Source organism: Kitasatospora cathayae (assembly GCF_027627435.1).
Taxonomy (GTDB): domain Bacteria; phylum Actinomycetota; class Actinomycetes; order Streptomycetales; family Streptomycetaceae; genus Kitasatospora; species Kitasatospora cathayae.
On sequence record NZ_CP115450.1, the window covers coordinates 4,681,378 to 4,698,665 of the forward strand.

Here is a 17,288-nt window from a genome sequence, read left to right on the forward strand (position 1 = left end):
GATGACCCGGCGCCCGAACCTCGCCGTCGTCGGCGCCACCGGCGCGGTCGGCGAGGTGCTGCTCGGCCTGCTCTCGCTCCGTCAGGACGTCTGGGGCGAGGTCCGACTCGTCGCCTCCCCGCGCTCGGCCGGCCGTACGCCGGTGGTGCGCGGGGAGCCGGTCGAGGTCGTGCCGCTGACCGAGGAGGCCTTCGCGGGGATCGACGTCGCCGTGTTCGCCGCCCCCGACGCGGTCTCCGCCCAGTGGGCGCCGATCGCGGCGGCCAAGGGCATCGTGGTGGTCGACGACTCGGCCGCCTTCCGCACCGCCGGGGACGTCCCGCTGGTCGTCCCCGAGGTCAACGCGGCCGCGCTGCGGATCCGTCCGCGCGGCATCGTGGCCAGTCCGGCCGGCACCACGCTCGCGCTGGTCCCGGTGGTCGGCGCGCTGCACGCCGAGTACGGGCTGGAGCAGCTGGTGGTCGCCACCTACCAGGCCGCCAGCGGCGAGGGCCGGGCCGGTGTGGCGGCGCTGCGCGAGCAGACCGCCCTGGTGGCCGGCACCGAGGTCGGCCGGCAGACCGGCGACCTGCGCGCGGTGATCGCCGACGGGGGGCCGTTCGCCGCCCCGCTCGCCCTCAACGCCGTGCCCTGGACCGGCGGCCTGAGCGAGGGCGGCTGGTCCGCCCAGGAGCTCGGCCTGCGCGACGAGACCCGCAAGATCCTCGGCCTGCCCGCCCTGCGGGTCTCCGCGACCTGCGTGCGCGTCCCGGTGGTCCGCACCCACGCGCTGGCCGTGCACGCCCGCTTCGAGCGCGAGGTCAGCCAGGAGCACGCGCAGGACATCCTGCGCGAGACGCCCGGCGTGGTCCTCTACGACGACCCGGCGGCCGGGGAGTTCCCCACCCCGAACGACGTGGTCGGCACCGACCCGGTCTGGGCCGGGCGGGTGCGCCGGGCGCTGGACGAGCCGGACGCGCTCGACCTCTTCCTCTGTGGCGACAACCTGCGCAAGGGAGCCGCGCTCAACCTGCTGCAGATCGCCGAGCTGGTGGCCGGTGAACTGACGGTGCAGGACTCCTAGGATCTCCTAGGATCCGTCATCGGTCCGGGGCGGAGGGCCCTTTGTGCCCGAGGATGTCCGGACCTGTGTCCGCTCCTCGACACAATCCGTCCGGAATCCCGGGGGAATCCCCTGGAGGCCTCTTCGGCCGATGCGGAAGAATGGGCCCCGGGCTGGGCAACCATGACAGGGGATCGAGTGTCCAACGGGCGTGGCGAACGTGATGGTGGGGGCAAGGGCGGGCATCCCGGCGAGGGCCGTGGTGACCTTCCCGTCGCGCTCCCCGTGGTCTTCGAGTAGGCCGGAAGAAGACCAGATGACGGCGGCCGCACCCGGTGCGGCGGACTCCGGTGCCGGTACCGACGCGGGTACCAGCGAGGACCTGCTCACCGCGACCTACCAGGCGCACTACCGCTCGCTGCTGCGGCTCGCCGCGCTGCTCCTGGACGACCTCTCCACCTGCGAGGACGTCGTGCAGGAGGCCTTCATCCGGGTGCACGCCGCCCGGCGCCGGGTGCGCGAGCCCGAGAAGACCCTGGCCTACCTGCGGCAGACGGTGGTCAACCTGTCGCGCTCCACGCTGCGCCGCCGGATCCTCGGCCTGCGACTGCTGCCGAAGCCCATGCCTGACATGGCCAGTGCAGAAGAAGGTGCCTACGATGCCCTGGAGCGCGACCAGCTGAAGGCCGCGCTCAAGGGTCTGCAACGCCGTCAGCGGGAGGTTCTGGTGCTGCGTTACTTCGTGGACATGACGGAGGCGCAGGTCGCCGAGACCCTGGGCATCTCGCTCGGTTCCGTGAAGGCGTACGGCTCACGCGGACTCGCCGCCCTCCGGATCCAGATGGAGGCCGGACATGGCTGACGGCGCCCGGCAGCGGCCCGAGGACGACGACGTCCCGGACCTCTCCTCCGAGGAACGGGCGCTGCGCGAGCTGATGCGGCACGCGGTGGCCGGGATCCAGCCCGGGACCGGCGCCCTGCCCCGGATCCGGCAGGCCGTACCCCGGCGGAGGGCCGCCCGGCGCGGGGCCTGGACCGGCGCGGCGGCGCTGGCACTGGCGGTCGCGATCGCCCTGCCCGTGCTGCGTGAGGGCGACCGCCTCGGACTGTCCGGCGGGCCCGGCTCCACGGAGGCCAACGGTGCGACCCTCGCCGCCCCCAGCGGCACCGCGCTCGGCGGCGGCGCCACCGGCGTCGGCACGCACACCGGCTCCGGCAGTGGGGACACCACCCCCTCGGCGGGCACCGGCACCGCCTCACCCAGCCCCGGCGCGGACGCCACCCGCCCCGGCACCGCCACCCCCACCGGAGCCACCGGCACCGCCGACGGCGGGATCCTCCCGCTGTGCACCCGGACGGACCTCGGGCAGGGCACCGCACAGATCGGCCCGGCGGACGCGCAGGGCCGGATCTACGGCTCCTTCACCGTGTACAACGTCTCCGGGCACAGCTGCCGCCTCGGCGGACCGGGCGCGGTGGCCGTCACCGGCGTCAGCGGCACCGACCGCAGCCGGGTCCGCACCGCCGACCACTCCCCGGGCGACCCGGCGGGCAACCTGCCCGCGATGGACGCCGAACCGCCGGTGCTCGCGCCGCAGGCGGGCTACCGGGTGCCGTTCGCGTGGATCCCCGACCAGGGCTGCGGTTCCTCCGGCGGCGCCACCGGCGCGCCGACCACCGGCGCCAACCAGGCCTCGCTGACCACCCAGGCCCCCGCCGCCTCGGGCGCCGCCCCGGCCTCCGGACCCTCGGCGGCGCCGAGCGCCAACCCGCAGGCCAGCTCCTCGCCCACGTCCGGGACGTCGTCGGCGCCGAGCCCGACCGCCACCCCGAGCGGCAACCCCACCTCCGCGCAGGCCACCGCCACCATCGCCCATACCCCGGCGCCGGGCAACCCGGCGGCCGCGACGGCCTCGCTGCCGGTCGAGTGCGGCGGGACCCTCTACCGGGGCGGGGTGCAGCCGGCCGGCGGCTCCGCGGCCCAGCCGTCGGGGACGCCCGCGGCCGGCTGAGCGTGCGACCGCCCGGGCCGGTGCCGCGTCCGGCGGCGGACCCTGTGGTCCGGAGCGGTGTGAGGAGTGGTTACCGTGGGGGGTGTGTACCGGTTCCTCCTGACTCCGCGCTGGCTGGGCGGCACCGCCCTGGCGATGGCGGCCGTGGTGGTGTGCGTCTGGCTGGGCTCCTGGCAGCTCGGCCGGTTCGAGGACCGCGTCTCCACCCACCAGGAGACCAAGGCGTCGCTCACCGCATCGGGTGAAGCCCGGCCGATCGACGCGCTGCTCGGCCCGACCACCCCGCAGGTGACCACGGAGACCGTCGGCAAGCCCGTCACGGTGACCGGAAGCTTCGACACGGAGCACCAACTCCTCGTCCCCAATCGGGTGTTGGACGGCAAGCAGGGCTACTACGTGCTCACTCCGCTGCGCACCGCCGACGGACACGCCGTCGCCGTGGTGCGGGGCTGGGCACCCGGCGCCCCGTCCGGCGCCGCCCCCGCGGCCGAGGCGGCCCCCACCGGGCAGGTGACGGTGACCGGGCGGCTGCAGGCCAACGAGTCGGTGGGCAGCAACGGCGCGGTCGCGGGCGGCCTGCCCGCCGGGCAGCTCGGCATGATCAACCGGGCCTCGCTGCTGAACGTGCTGGCCTACGACGGCTGGTACGACGGCTGGGTGGCCGCCGACCAGGTGCCCGCCGGGCTGACCGCGGTCCCGACCGTGCAGCCGCAGGGCGGGGACGGGCTCACCCTGCGGGCGTTCCAGAACCTGGGCTACACCCTGGAGTGGTTCGTCTTCGCGGGCTTCGTGATCTTCATGTGGTTCCGCCTGCTGCGCCGGGAGGCGGAGGCGGAGCAGGACCGGGCCCTCGGGCTGGACCCGGTCCTGGACTGACCGACCCGCTGGGACTCGCCGGGACGGTTCACCGGGGCGTGCCGGGATGGCTTACCGGGACTTGCCGGGTCGGCTCACCGGGACGGCTTGCCGGTCGGCGTCGGCAGTGGCTTGGCCGGCGTCGGTACGACGGTCGGCGTCGGGGACTGGATGGGGGCCGTCGGGCTCTGCCCGCCGCCGAAGGGCGTCGCCGGGTCGTCGTCCGCCGGCTCGGACCCGCCGCGGCAGTGGCCGTGGCCGTGTCCGCCGATCTGGTCGTTCGAGTCGTAGTGGTCGATGTGGTGGTGCGTGGTGCGACCGCCCTTCGAACCGGACGAGCCCTTGGAACCGGACGAGCCCTTGGAACCGCTCGAACCGTGCGAGCCGCTCGACCCGTGCGAGCCGCCGGACCCGCCGCGCTCGGCCGCGTCCCGCTCCTCCCCGCCCGTGGCCTCCGCCGAGCCCGGCCCGTACGACGCCCGTACGACGGCCGGACCGGTGCCCAGCGCGTTCGCCTTCGTCGCCGAACCGGACGGCACGGCCGTCGGAGCCGCCGTCGGAGTGGCGGCAGCAGTCGGCAGCCCCGCCGACGGGCTCGCCGGCCGCGGCGCGACCGGCGCCGGGCAGTCCGCCTCGTCGCCGTGTGAGCCCGAGCAGCCGCTGAGCACCAGCGCCCCGGCCACCGCCGCTCCCGCGAGCGTCAGCAGACGTCTCACCCAGCTCCTCCGGTGCTCCCGCCCGGAACGCCCAGATGCCGCCGGACGAAGTCGATCTCCAGCCGCAGCTGCTTGATCCGCTCCTCCACGACCAGCGAGCCGTGCCCGGCGTCGTACCGGTACACCTCGTGCGGCTTGCCGAGCTGCTCCAGCCGCTCGACGTAGTTGTCGATCTGCCGGATCGGGCAGCGCGGGTCGTTGACCCCGGCGCTGATGTACACCGGCACCCGCACCCGCTCGACGTAGGTCAGCGGCGAGGAGGCGGTGAAGCGCTCCGGGACCTCCTCCGGGGTGCCGCCGAAGAGCGTGCGGTCCAGCGACTTGAGCGCCTCCATCTCGTCGGCGTACGCGGCGTGGTAGTCCGCGACCGGCACGGCGGCGACGCCCAGCGACCAGCTGTCGGGCTGCACGCCCAGGCCGAGCAGGGTCAGGTAGCCGCCCCAGCTGCCGCCGGTGAGCACCAGCCGCCGCGGATCGGCCAGGCCGCTGGAGACCGCCCACTCCCGGACGGCCGCGATGTCCTCCAGCTCGATCAGGCCGACCCGTTCGTGCAGCGCGTCGGTCCAGGCCTGGCCGTAGCCGGTCGAGCCGCGGTAGTTGACCCGGACCACCGCGAAGCCGTGGTCCAGCCAGGCCGCCGGGCCGGCCGCGAAGGCGTCGCTGTCGTGGTGGGTCGGGCCGCCGTGGATCTCGAACACGGTCGGGTACGGGCCCGGACCGGCCGTGCGCGGGCGCTGCACCAAGGCGTGCACCCGCCCGCCGGGCCCGTCCACCCAGACGTCCTCGACCGGGACGGAGGCGGGCGGCACCGGGCCGGGTGCCCGCAGTACGACCGCACCGGCGGTGGAGCGCACGGCGGACGGCTCGGCGGCGGAGGACCACAGGTACTCCACGGTGCCGTCCGGACGGGCGGTCGCGCCCCCGACGGTGCCGCGCGGGGTCTCCAGGCGGGTCAGCCGACCGTCCGCGAGCGTGTAGGTGAACAGCTCGCTGCGCGCCTCGTACTCGTGCTCGACCAGCAGCTCCGCCGCGCCCGGGCGCCACTGCGCGGAGACGTCGCCGGGCAGCTCGCGGCCCTGCTCGTCGCGCAGCGGGAGGGCGGTCTCGGCGCCGGTGGCCACGTCCCAGATCATCGGCTCCCAGCGGCCGGTGCGCTGGTGGGCGACCAGCAGCCGGGTGTCGCCCTCGACCGGGGCGAAGCCCAGGCAGGCGACGCCGCGCGGCTCGTCCCGGCCGGTGACCTCGTCCAGCTCGGCGACCGTCTCGACAGCGTCGGCGGTGATCCGGACCACCCGGATCGCGGAGTGCATCGCGTCGCCGTGCTCGGTGTGGTCGATCGCGAGCAGGGTGGCGTCGTGGCTGAGGTCGCCGACGCCGCCGTACTCCTCGTGCCGGTAGATCTCGACCGGCTCCGCCGCGCCCGGGCGGCGCAGGTGGAGGGTGGTGCCGTGCTCGTCGGTGGACCGGCCGACGACCACCGTGCCGTCGCGGCCGAGGGCCAGACCGGCCGAGTAGGAGGGGGCGAGGCCGGGCACGGCCTCCTCGTCCGGGCCGCCCGCGAAGGGCTGGCGGCGCCAGACGCCGAACTCGTCGCCGTCGTGGTCGTCGAACCACCAGACCCAGGCGCCGTCCGGGGACAGCTCGGCGTCGGTGGTGCCGTTCGGACGGTCGGTGACCCTGCGGTGGGTGCCGGTGGCACGGTCCCAGGCGTAGACCTCGTAGGTGCCGGTCGCGTTGGACACGTACAGCGCCCGGTCGGGGGCGTCCTCGGCCCAGTCGGGCAGTGACACCCGTGCTGCCCGGAACCGCTGCTCCCACGCCGGTACGGCGCTCTTCTCCTCGCTCATCCGACCATCCAACCCGATCGGGGGGACGGAACGGAACGGGCGGGCGGGTTCACCCCGCCCGCCCCCGCTCCTGCGGTGCTCACGTGTTGTGTTCACGGGTTGTGTCCACGTGTTGTGTTCACGAACGGCGCGGCAGCAGCCGGACCAGTCCCACCAGCACCAGCTCCAGCACCGCCAGCGCCGTCACGCTGCGGCCGAAAGCGGCGGTCGGGTCGCCGGCGCCGTAGTAGAGCAGTCCGATCAGCGCGATCCCGACCGCGCCGCCGACCTGCTGCACGGTGGCCACCACCCCGGCCGCCGCACCGGCCAGCTCGGGCTCGACGGCCGCCAGGACGACGGTGGTGACCGGGGCGATCACCAGGCCCATGCCGAGGCCGTCCACGAACAGCCCGGGCGCCAGCCACCAGACGCTCGCCTCCGCCGCGTCGTGGGCGGCCAGGGCGAGCAGACCCAGCCCGACGGCCATCAGCAGCCCGCCGACGGTGATCGTGCGGCGCTCGCCGAGGCGGGCGGTGACCAGGTGGGTGGCGTTCGAGGTGAGCAGGTAGCCGAGGCCGATCGCGGTGAACACCAACCCGGAACCCAGCGCGTCCAGGCCGCGGCCCAGCTGCAGGTGCAGGGCCAGGACCAGGAAGAAGGAGGCCTGGCCCAGCCAGAAGGCGAGCTGGGCGAGCAGTCCGGTGCGGAAGGCGCGGCCGCGGAACAGCCGGGTGTCGACCAGCGGGGTGCCGGTCGCGGTGGTGCGGTGCTGGTGGACGGCGAAGGCGGCGAGCAGGACGCCCGCGGCGGCGAGGCAGAGCACCGTCCACAGCGGCCAGTGCAGGCCGGGGCCCTGGATCAGCGGCAGCACCAGCGCGGTCAGCGCGACGGACACCAGCAGCACGCCGACCGGGTCCAGCCCCGGCCGCTGCGGGGCGCGCGACTCCGGCAGGCAGCGGCGGACGGCGGCCAGGGCGGCAAGGCCGATCGGCAGGTTGATCAGGAAGCAGCTGCGCCAGCCGAGGCCGAGCAGGTCCGCGCGGATCAGCAACCCGCCGATCAGCTGACCGAACACCGCGCCAATGCCCATGGTCAGCCCGTACCGGGCGAAGGCCCGGGCCTGCGCGGCGCCGCTGAACGCCGTCCGCAGGATCGCCAGCACCTGCGGGCCCATCAGCGCGGCCGCCAGGCCCTGGGCGACCCGTCCGCCGACCAGCGCGGCGGCGGTGGGGGCGAGGCCGCAGCCCGCCGAGGCGAGGGTGAACAGGGCCAGGCCGAGCGCGAACACCCGGCGCCGGCCGTACCGGTCGCCGAGCCGCCCGGCGGTGACCAGCCCGACGGCGAGGGCCAGGCCGAACCCGGCCATCACCCACTGGACGACCGCCGGGCCGGCGCCCAGGTCGGCCTGGACGGAGGGGACGGCGACGTTGACGACGAAGGTGTCGAGCGCGGTCATGAAGGTGGCGGTCAGGACGACCGGCAGCAGGCCCCTGGGGGCGGGTGCCTGCTCCGCCGGGGCTGCCGCGGCTTCGGCCGGCGGCCGGGTTTCCAGGGCGGTGCTCATCTCGGGCTCTCCTCCAGGGGGTGCCGTCGTGGGGGTGCGAAGGGGGGCGGGGGCGATGGGGGCGGGGCGCCGCCGGGGGGGGGCGGCGCCCCGGGTGGTGGGGTTTCCGGGTTGCTCAGGCGCCCGGGACGCGGTCCAGGAACCCGTGCACGGTGCCGATCCGGCCCTCCGGGGTGGCCGCCAGCACGTCGAAGCCGATCACCACCGGCTCGGCGCCCGCCGGCCCGAGGTTCCAGGTGAACCGGGCGATGTCGTGGTGCGCGTCCACCGGGCCGAGGGTGAACTCCAGCCCCGGGAACTGGGCCTGGGCCGCGCCGATCAGCGCGTCGATGGCGTCCCGGCCGACGACGGCGGCCAGCGGGTCGGTGTAGCGGCCGTCCTCGGCCCACACCTCGTCGATCAGCTTGCGGCGGGCCGCCGGATCGGTCTCGTTCCAGACCGCCAGGTAGCGCTCGGCGAGCTGCTGGAGGGTGGCGGCGGTGATCTCGGTCATGGTCATCTCCCGTGTTCCGGTGGGTGGTTGGCGGTCGTTCCCGCTGCTCACAAAGGTAGGGACGGGCGGCCGGCGGCGAATCGGTCACGTATCCGTACCTGCCTACGTAGGTATTGCGCCCGGGTACCGGCGGGCGGCTCGGTAGGGTCGGGGCATGTTGTACGGGAGGGAACACGAACAGGCCGCCGTCGACGGCCTGTTGGCGCGGGCGCGGGACGGCCGCAGCGGGGTGCTGCTGCTCCGCGGCGAGGCGGGGATCGGCAAGACCGCCCTGCTGGACGACGCCGTCGCCCGCGCCGGGACGGCGTTCCGGGTGATCCGGGCGGCGGGCGTCGAGTACGAGGCCGAACTGCCCTTCGCCGGACTGAGCCTGTTGCTGGCGCCCGGTCTGGACCGGCTGGACGTCCTGCCCGGACCGCAACGACGTGCCCTGGAGGCGGCGTTCGGGCTCGGCGAGGAGCCGACCGCCCCCGCCGACCGGCTGCTGGTCGGCCTCGCCACCCTCGGACTGCTCGCCGAACTCGCTGCCGAACAGCCGCTGTTGTGCGTGCTCGACGACGTGCAGTGGCTCGACCGGGCCTCCCTGGACGCCCTGCTGCTGGCCGCCCGGCGCCTCCAGGCCGAAGGCGTCGCCCTGTTGCTCGCTGCCCGCACCGAGGGTGGCGCCCCGACCTCCGAGCGCCAACTCGGCCTGCCCGAAATGCGGGTGACCGGCCTGGCCGAGGCCGACGCCACCCGGCTGCTGAGCGAGCGGGCCGGCCCCGACCTGCCCGCCGCCGTCCGCGACCGGCTGCTCGCCGAAGCCGCCGGCAACCCGCTCGCCCTCACCGAACTCCCCGTCGCCACCGGGCCGCAGGCGCACACCGCGGGCGGCCTCCCGCTCACCAGCCGACTGCTGATCGCCTTCCACGGCCAGGTCACCGGGCTGCCCCCGGCCACCCAGACCCTGCTGCTGGTCGCCGCCGCCGAGGAGAGCGGCGAACTCGACGTCGTGCTACCCGCCGCCGCCGGGCTCGGCATCGACGCCGAACACCTCACCCCCGCCGAGGAATCCGGCCTGGTCACGGTCACCCCCGACCGCCGGATCGCCTTCCGCCACCCGCTGCTGCGCTCCGCCATCCTCCAGCGCGCCCCGCACCACCAGCGGCTGACGGTCCACCGCACCATCGCCGGGGTTCTGCCGGAGGGCGACCGCCGCACCTGGCACCTCGCCCTCGCCGCCACCGCCCCCGACGCAGCCCTCGCCGACGCGCTGGAGCGCACCGCCGTCCGCACCGGACGGCGCGGCGGGCACGGCGGCGCGGCCGCATACGAACGCGCCGCCCGGCTCACCCCCGACCGCGACGGCGCCACCCGCCGCCTCGTCCTGGCCGCCGAAGCCGCCACCGAGGAAGGTGAGTTGGACCGGGCCGAAGCCCTCGCCGACGAGGCCGCCGCCCGCACCGACAGCGTCCTCGCCCACGCCCTGCTGGACCACGTCCGGGCCACCGCGCACTTCTGGCGCGGCTCGTACCCGACGGCCTACCGGCTGCTGCTCGACGCCGCCGCAACGACCGGTGGTGACGGCATCGAACCCAGCCACGCCGCCCGGATGCTGTTCCAGGCCTTCCACGCCGCCTGGTACGCGGGGGAGGAGTCGGTGGCCGACGTGCTCGCGCGCCTCGCCGCCCTGCCACTGGCCGCCGACGACCCCCTCGCCCCGCTCGCCCGCTACCTGCCCACCGCCGTCCTCCCAGCCCTCGGCCGGCCCGCCGCCCTGCCCGCCGCCCTGCAGAGCGCCCTGCCCACCGTCCTGCCGACCGCCCGCGAGGCCGTCGAAGCCGCCCGCCGGGCCGGCGCCGAGAGCCCCGCCGACCTGGTCCAACTCTGCGGCGCCACCCTCGTCCTCGGCCGCGACGAGGAGACCGTCGACCTCGGCGGCGAACTGGTCGCCGAGGCCCGCGCCAAGGGCAGCCTCGGGGTGATGCCCACCCTGCAGTTCTTCCTCGCCGAAGCGGAACTCTTCCACGGCCGCCACGCCGACGCCGAACTCACCGCCACCGAGGCGTTCGCCCTCGCCCAGGACACCGGCCAGCACCAGTGGGTCAGCCAACTCGGCGCACTGCTCGCCTACCTGGCCGCCCTCGACGGCCGCGCCGAACGCTGCACCGAACTGGCCACCACCGCCCTCGCCACCACCGGCCCGCAGACCGCCGCCCCCGCCGCCGGCCATCCCTGGGCCCAGTGGGCACTCGCCCTGCTCGACCTCGGCCAGGGCCGCGCCGCCGGCGCCGCCGACCGCCTCCACGCCCTCACCACCGGCCCGCACCGCCACCACGTCAGCGCCACCCGGGCCGTCCCCGACCTGGTCGAGGCCGCCGTCCGCCTCGGCACCCCGGAACGCGCCGCCGAACCCTACGAACGCTTCGCCCGCTGGACCGCCGCCGCCGACCGCCCCTGGGCCGAAGCCCTACGCCTGCGCTGCCAGGCCCTGCTCGGCCCCGACGAACTCGCCGAACCCGCCTACCGCGCCGCCCTCGACCTCCACGCCACCACCCACCGCCCCTTCGAACACGCCCGCACCGCCCTCCTCTACGGTGAATGGCTCCGCCGCACCCGCCGCCGCACCGACGCCCGCCCCCACCTCACCGCCGCCCTGGAAACCTTCGACCGCCTCTCCGCCCACCCCTGGTCCGCCCGCGCCCGCACCGAACTCTCCGCCACCGGCACTCCCGCCCCCCAAGCCCCCCTCACCCCCCTCCACTCCCTCACCCCTCAAGAACTCCAGATCGCCCGCCTGGCCGCCCAAGGCCTCACCAACCGCGACATCGCCGCCCAACTGTTCCTCAGCCCCCGCACCGTCGCCCACCACCTCTACAAGGCCTACCCCAAACTCGGCATCACCTCCCGCGCAGCCCTCCCCACCGTCCTCTGACCCGCCCCGGACGGAAAACACCGACCGGCAGACGGGCGGCCGCGGGCGCCGCGGGACGCCCCGTACCGGCTTGGCCGGGAAAATCCACAGCCCGTCCGAGCCCCCGGGGCCCGACGCAGCGGGACGCGGGCCGCGGCGGCGTTGAGGACTCGTCAACGGCCTCCTGGTCCACGTCCTCGGCTGCGCGTCGAGCACCTCCCGGGCCGTGACCCGGGACCGCTCCTCGCCCGCCTCCTCGTCGCGGTAGTGCATCCCGAAGTTCACCTAGTCGAGGGTGATCCGGAAGGTGTCCCCACCCGTAGTGCATCGAGTGCGGTACGGCCCCGGCCGCCGCCTCGGTGGCGTCCGCGAGGACGGCCCCGGCCTCCGGACTGTCGAGTGCGGGTGTCCCGACCGAGAGCGCGCGCCCAGGTACTCCAGGAACTCGTCCGCGATGAACTGCCATGTGCGCGCGTCCATCCGGTCCTTCGAGGCGGCCCGGACGTGCCGCCCGATCCGGTTCACGAAGTCCTCGCACGTCGTCGAGATCAGCGCCTCGCCCACCTGGTGACGCTCAATCCGTACAGCGCCGCTCCTCGATCAATTGCCGGGCTTCAGCCGCAGGGGGGCCAGGGAATCCAGCACGCGCCTTGTCAGGGCCTCCGGCAGCGGGCCGTACATGAGGTTCTCGCCGACTGCCTGGCCCGGCGCGCTCAGCCCGTGGGCCAGGAAGTTGGTCAGGACGGCGGTGCCGGCGAGGGCGCGATCGGCCCCGCCGTGGTCGCAGAAGCCGATGTAGCCGACGTCGACGATGGGGTAGCTGCCCGAGGCGGGCCTCGCGTAGTCGATCGTGACCGTCAGGTTGGTGCCCGTGCCCTGCACCGAGCCCCCGGCGGCCATCATGCTGGCGGAGTGGGGGGTGAGTTCCACCGCCTGGGAGCCGCCGAACTTCACCTTGGCCTTCTGGAGGGTGCCGGCGTCCGGGAGCGGCACGAAGGACATCGACCACTGGTCCCCGGCGACGTAGGCGGGGAGGTCGGACGCGTTCGTGCCGGACGCGGGCCGCGACTTGTCGGGCCACGCCCGGCCCGGCTGGTAGGGGAAGTCGGCGGGCGCCGCCTTGGCGAGGTACTGGGTGAAGATGGCGGTGGACGCCGACTCGTTGCTCGGGATCCGTACGTCGATCGGCGAGTCCGGCAGGTTCCAGATCGAGTTGAGCGCCTTGATCGCCGGGTCGTTCCACTTGGTGATCTTGCCAGTGAAGATCTTGGCGAGCGTCGGGGCGTCGAACTCCAGCCCCTGCAGCCCGGGCGTGTTGTAGACCACGGCGATCGGCAGCACGGTGACCGGGATCTGGGAGGCGTAGCCGGTGGGGCAGTGGCGGCCGACGACGGCCCGCTGATCGGCCGTCATCGGCGAGTCCAGGGCGACGCCGTCGGACTTGAAGGTCGCGTACTGGTCCATCACGGTGCCGCTCGCGGGGCCGTTGAAGGTGATCTCGGCGCCTGGGCACTCCTTGGCGTAATCCGCCTGCCACTGCTTGACGAGGGCCACCTGCAGCCCGTCCGCGCCGACCGCCTGCTTGCCGTCGGGGCCGCAGGCTGAGGCGGCGGTCGTCGCCGTAGCCGTCGCCGTCACTGAGGAGGACGGGCCGGGCTTCGAGCCACGGGACCCCGGCTCGTCCGGGCCGTGGTCCCGCCAGGCGAGGAAGCCCAGGGTGCCCCCCGTGGCGACGACGACCGCGGACAGCACCGAGCCGATCAGCACGCCCTTGCGCCTCCGTGGGCGCGCGGCGGCGTCGGCGAGGGACGGGTGGGTGGCGGGGGCCGCCATGTACGCGGGGACGGTCGGCGGTACCGGGCCCGTCGGCGCTGCGGGCGCGGCGGGCACGACCGGCGGAGTGGCCGGGGGCGCGGCCGCGGGAGCCGGAGGAGCCACCGACGCGAGCGGCACCGCCGGGGCCGTCGGCGTCGGCGTCACCGGAGTCGGAGCCACCGGCCCGGTCCGGAACTGAACCGTCCGCTCCCGCTCACCCCCCGTAGAAAGCCCCAACAACCGCTCCACCGTGGGCCGTTGCTCCGGGTCTTTCGCCAGGCAGGCAACGATCAGCGGACGCAGCTCAGCCGCGAGCCCGGTCAGGTCCGGCTCCTCGTACACCACCCGAAAGCCCACCGCGTGTGAGGAGTCCGCACCGAACGGCCCGCGCCCGGTAGCCGCGAACGCCAGTACCGAGCCCAGAGCGAACACGTCCGTGGCCGCCGTCGCCGTGCCGCTGCGGAACTGCTCGGGCGCCATGAACGGCGGGGTGCCGACGGCCACGCCGGTGCTGGTCAGCTGGGTCTCGCCCGCCGCCCGCGCGATGCCGAAGTCGATGACGCGCGGGCCGTCCTCGGCGAGCAGCACGTTGCCGGGCTTGAGGTCGCGGTGCACCAGGCCGACGCGGTGGATCTCGCGGAGTGCTTCGGCCAGTCCGGCGGCGAGCCGGAGGACCTCGGGCGGGGTCAAGGGGCCCTGGCCGGCGACCCGTTCGCTCAGGGACGGGCCGGGGATGAAGAGGGTGACGAGCCAGGGCGCCGGCGCATCGGCATCCGCGTCGAGCACGGGTGCGGTGAACGCCCCGCTGACCTTGCGCGCCGCCGTGACCTCCAGCCGGAACCGGGCCCGGAACTCGGCGTCCGCGGCCAGCTCCGGCCGGATCACCTTCACCGCCACCTGGCGGCCGGACGCCGACCGGGCACGGTACACCACACCCATCCCGCCCGCGCCGAGCCTGCCCTCCAGGAGGTACCCGCCGATCTCCCGCGGATCGTTCTCCAGCAAGGTCACGTCCCGACCCCTCCCCCAGGCATGCGGCCACCCGACCGACCGGCCCAGCCTAGTGGGGCACCCGTCCACGAACCGACGGCAGCCCTCAGAACTGCGGGTCCATCCGCTGCTCGACCGTGTCGAGGCCGAACTTGTGGACCGGACCCGGCGCACCATCGCGCTGCCGGCCCGGCGAGTGGAAGCGCTCTGGGGCCACTGGGTGGACGAGGCTCTGAGACTCGGTCACTCAGTTGGTCACGCGCAACGGCAGAGGCCCTGCCGGATTTCTCCGGCAGGGCCTCTGCACTGGGTCGGGGTGGCGGGATTTGAACCCACGGCCTCTTCGGGGCCGGATTCGCTACCCGTGGGCCGGGTCTGCCGCGGCGGGCGGTTTCACTGCTTCGGGCAGGCGGTCGCGGTCGCCGATGACGGTTGCACCGGTAGCGGGGTGAGGGGCGTGCAGACCGGGGTGGCGAGTCCGATGAGTTCCACCAGCCCCACGCCGCCGGTCGGCGGGAGGATTTCCGACCAGTTGTTGGCCAGCCAGACGTTGCCGGACTGGTCGAGCTGCACTGCCGTGAGGTGCTGGATCGCTGCGTTGCGGAACCCCTGTGAGGGGGACAGGAACGTGCCGGTGGACGTGCCGTTCGGGCAGGCGGAGGTGTTCTCGCCGCACAGCAGCCATACGGACGGGGCGCCGAAGCCGGCGACCCACACCCGGTCGGACCCGTCCACGGCCACGGACCAGGGGCCGACCGCGATCGGCAGCTTGTGCTCACCGGCGATGGTTCCGTCGGGCCGGATCTCGGTGACGGTGTTGCTGAAGAAGTCGGGCACCCAGACGTTGTTCCTGGAATCGATGGCAAGTCCCAGGGGCCAGCTGAACGAGCTGCTCTTGACGGGGGAGAACGCGGTCGGTTTGAAGTCGGGGCCGATGACGGTGACGCTTCCCCCGAACTCGGCGTTGGCGCCGGCCACCCGTGTTTCGTAGAGCTTGGCGCCGCTGAGGCGGGCGTTGGTGACCCAGGCCCGGCCCTGGCCGTCGATCTGGACGGCGAACGGGTGGTCGAGGCCGCCGCCGCTGATCGTGATCGCCTTCGAGGGGTCACCGTGCGGGTAGACGATCACGCTGCCCTGGCCGGGGGCGCCTTTGATGCCGTAGTAGTTGGCGATCCACACGTTGCCCTTCTGGTCGACGGCGACGCCCTGCGGATGGTCGGGGCCGCCGTTCTTCCAGCCGGTGTCGGGCGACAACGGGGTTCCGGTGGCCGAGTACTTCGAGATCGCGTCGCCCCCGTAGCTGGGCACCCAGGCGGCGCCGTCATGGTCGATCGCGATGCCCCATGCCCCGCCTTTCATGCCACCGCCGCTGATGGGGCTGCCTAGGGTCGGGTGGCCGACCGGATCGAGCACGGTGACGTAGGGGCTCGAATCCCGGGTGCCGGCCTGCCAGTTGTTGCTGGCCCAGGCGTTCCCCTTGGCGTCGAACGCGATGCGCCCGGGGGCGTAGAGGCCGGTGTCGGTGTAGCGCAGCGCCAGGATCCAGGATGTGGGGGCCGCGGTGAGCGCGGGAGAGAAGACGTTCGCCGTGTGCGCCAGGGCGTAGAGCTCGGCCGGGGAGAGTGTCGGGTTGTGGACGAGGTTGAGGGCCGCCTGCACCGTGTCGATCGGAGTGGTGCCGCCGGGCGGTGTGGCGAGGCGGAGCACGTCCCCGCAGTGCGGGGCGTTCGGCGTCGCGCAGAGCGAGAGCAGGTTGGCGAGCGTGCCGAGGGTGGCTAGTGTCTCGTTGTTGGTGCCGTTGTCCTTGTTCGTGACGACTCCGCCCGGCTTGCCGGTGGCCGGATCGGCGAGGTTGAACGAGGTTGCCGCGGCGTTCTGCAGCCCGGGGCTCGGACCGGCGATGCCGCGCTGGTCGCTGAACTGGGCCAAGGCGTATGTAGCGGCGACGGTGGTGAGTTCGTTGACCGTCACCGCGTTCAGGGTCCGCTGGGGGACGCCGCCTCTGGCGCCGATGCCGACGACAGAGCGCAGCCGGAGCCCGGGCGTGTCCGGAAGCACGGCCTCGACGTACAGCACCCCGTCTGTCGGCTGGGCGTAGGAGATCTTGAAGGAGCCGGTCGCGTCGGTCGTGGCGCGGGCCAGTGCCTCGGTTCCCTCGCGGGTTCCGGCGAAGAGCGTCACCTGGGCCCCGTGTAGCGCGTTGCCCGACCCGGCGACTGTTCCCGCCAATGTGCTCGGGGTGGCGGCGGGAGCGTCTTGCGGGGCGCTGCACGAGGTCAGAACGGCGACGAGTGAGGCTGCCGCGGTGGCTGAGACAGCTGCGGTCCACCTTCGTGCACGGCGGGACGTGCCGGGTGCTGACCTGCGAGCGCGCATGATGGAGGTGGTCATCGTCGTGGGACCTTTCAAACAGAGCAGCCCGGCCGGGCTGGGCCGTGGCCTTCACCGGAGTTCGCCCGATCGGTGCCCAGGCCGCCGGACGTCAGCCGATCGGGATGTTGCTGCAGCCGCGTCACGCCGCCGGAAGAGCGGCGGGGCGGAGCGTCATGTGCTCGTGTTCGGCTGCTTCTCGCCTGGTCCGGTTCCTGCTTGCGGCTTCCTCAGTGAGAACCAGCCGACCTTGGCGCCCAGCAGCCAGATCACGCCCAGATACAGGTCCGGGCCGACCTGGCGGATCTCATCGCGCACGCCGCGAGCGACGAGGGATGTTCTGGAGTAGTCGATGACGATGCACTCCTCGCCGTCCAGCCGACTCGGTCCCGGAGCGACCGTGGCGAGGATGGCGAGCGCGTCCAGTGAGGACAGCCGATTGCTCAGGTACCCGCCAGTGCGGTCGAAGACCTTTCCCCGCCACACGGCCAGGCGCACCAACGCGGCGATCGGTCGGGTCGCGCCCGTTCCCGCGCAGATGATGGCGGTGCCCTCCATCGGGCCGTCTGGAATGTCACCGGGCGGGCTCGTACGGAAGAGTTCCCCCAGCCGGTCCTCGTCGGCCGTAAGCAACTCGGCCTCGCTGAGCGTCACGATCATTCTCCAGGTGGTTGCCTCGCCGACTGCCTACGGCCGTAGCCCAGCCGTTCCT

At 74.3% G+C, this 17,288-nt stretch carries 12 protein-coding genes; 5 read left to right on the forward strand and 7 right to left on the reverse strand.

The annotated features are described in order from the left end of the window. The first annotated feature begins 1 nt into the window (after position 1). The 4 genes from O1G21_RS20815 (at position 2) to O1G21_RS20830 (ending at position 3,930) form a co-directional block, all read left to right on the forward strand. A complete protein-coding gene (locus O1G21_RS20815) occupies positions 2–1,063 on the forward strand; it encodes an aspartate-semialdehyde dehydrogenase (RefSeq protein WP_270145975.1) in 1,062 nt (353 codons plus the stop codon). Positions 1,064–1,358: 295 nt separating this feature from the next. Further along, positions 1,359–1,904: a SigE family RNA polymerase sigma factor gene (locus O1G21_RS20820; protein WP_270145977.1), complete on the forward strand. Its 546-nt coding sequence runs from the start codon at positions 1,359–1,361 to the stop codon at positions 1,902–1,904. Further along, positions 1,897–3,054, forward strand: coding sequence for a hypothetical protein (locus O1G21_RS20825; protein ID WP_270145979.1), 1,158 nt, complete (start codon positions 1,897–1,899; stop codon positions 3,052–3,054). The genes O1G21_RS20820 and O1G21_RS20825 overlap by 8 nt, the downstream gene beginning before the upstream one ends. Before the next feature lie 84 nt (positions 3,055–3,138). Beyond that, positions 3,139–3,930, forward strand: coding sequence for an SURF1 family protein (locus O1G21_RS20830; protein WP_270145981.1), 792 nt, complete (start codon positions 3,139–3,141; stop codon positions 3,928–3,930). 74 nt (positions 3,931–4,004) lie between these two features. Here O1G21_RS20830 and O1G21_RS20835 read toward each other — a convergent pair whose 3' ends face one another. From O1G21_RS20835 to O1G21_RS20850, 4 genes are all read right to left on the reverse strand, one after another. Next, positions 4,005–4,625 (reverse strand): hypothetical protein, encoded by a 621-nt coding sequence (locus O1G21_RS20835; protein ID WP_270145983.1) that lies wholly within the window; start codon positions 4,623–4,625, stop codon positions 4,005–4,007. Beyond that, on the reverse strand, positions 4,622–6,472 hold the full coding sequence (locus O1G21_RS20840) for a S9 family peptidase (RefSeq protein WP_270145985.1): 1,851 nt from the start codon (positions 6,470–6,472) through the stop codon (positions 4,622–4,624). Before O1G21_RS20840 ends, O1G21_RS20835 begins: the two co-directional genes overlap by 4 nt. 118 nt (positions 6,473–6,590) lie before the next feature. Next, on the reverse strand, positions 6,591–8,015 hold the full coding sequence (locus tag O1G21_RS20845) for an MFS transporter (RefSeq protein ID WP_270145987.1): 1,425 nt from the start codon (positions 8,013–8,015) through the stop codon (positions 6,591–6,593). A gap of 115 nt (positions 8,016–8,130) precedes the next feature. Continuing rightward, complete coding sequence (locus O1G21_RS20850) at positions 8,131–8,508, reverse strand: nuclear transport factor 2 family protein (protein WP_270145989.1); 378 nt, start codon at positions 8,506–8,508, stop codon at positions 8,131–8,133. 154 nt (positions 8,509–8,662) lie between these two features. Here O1G21_RS20850 and O1G21_RS20855 point away from each other — a divergent pair, with 154 nt between their 5' ends. Further along, the gene (locus O1G21_RS20855; protein ID WP_270145991.1) at positions 8,663–11,422 is read left to right on the forward strand and encodes an AAA family ATPase; all 2,760 of its coding nucleotides are present in this window, start codon (positions 8,663–8,665) and stop codon (positions 11,420–11,422) included. Between the two features lie 579 nt (positions 11,423–12,001). Here the strand turns inward: O1G21_RS20855 and O1G21_RS20860 are convergent. The 3 genes from O1G21_RS20860 to O1G21_RS20870 form a co-directional block, all read right to left on the reverse strand. After that, complete coding sequence (locus O1G21_RS20860; protein ID WP_270145993.1) at positions 12,002–14,227, reverse strand: serine/threonine-protein kinase; 2,226 nt, start codon at positions 14,225–14,227, stop codon at positions 12,002–12,004. A 372-nt stretch (positions 14,228–14,599) separates the two neighbouring features. Next, positions 14,600–16,387 (reverse strand): NHL repeat-containing protein, encoded by a 1,788-nt coding sequence (locus O1G21_RS20865; RefSeq protein WP_270145995.1) that lies wholly within the window; start codon positions 16,385–16,387, stop codon positions 14,600–14,602. 363 nt (positions 16,388–16,750) lie between these two features. Continuing rightward, positions 16,751–17,230, reverse strand: a complete 480-nt coding sequence (locus tag O1G21_RS20870; RefSeq protein ID WP_270145997.1) for a hypothetical protein — start codon at positions 17,228–17,230, stop codon at positions 16,751–16,753. Positions 17,231–17,288: the final 58 nt, after the last annotated feature.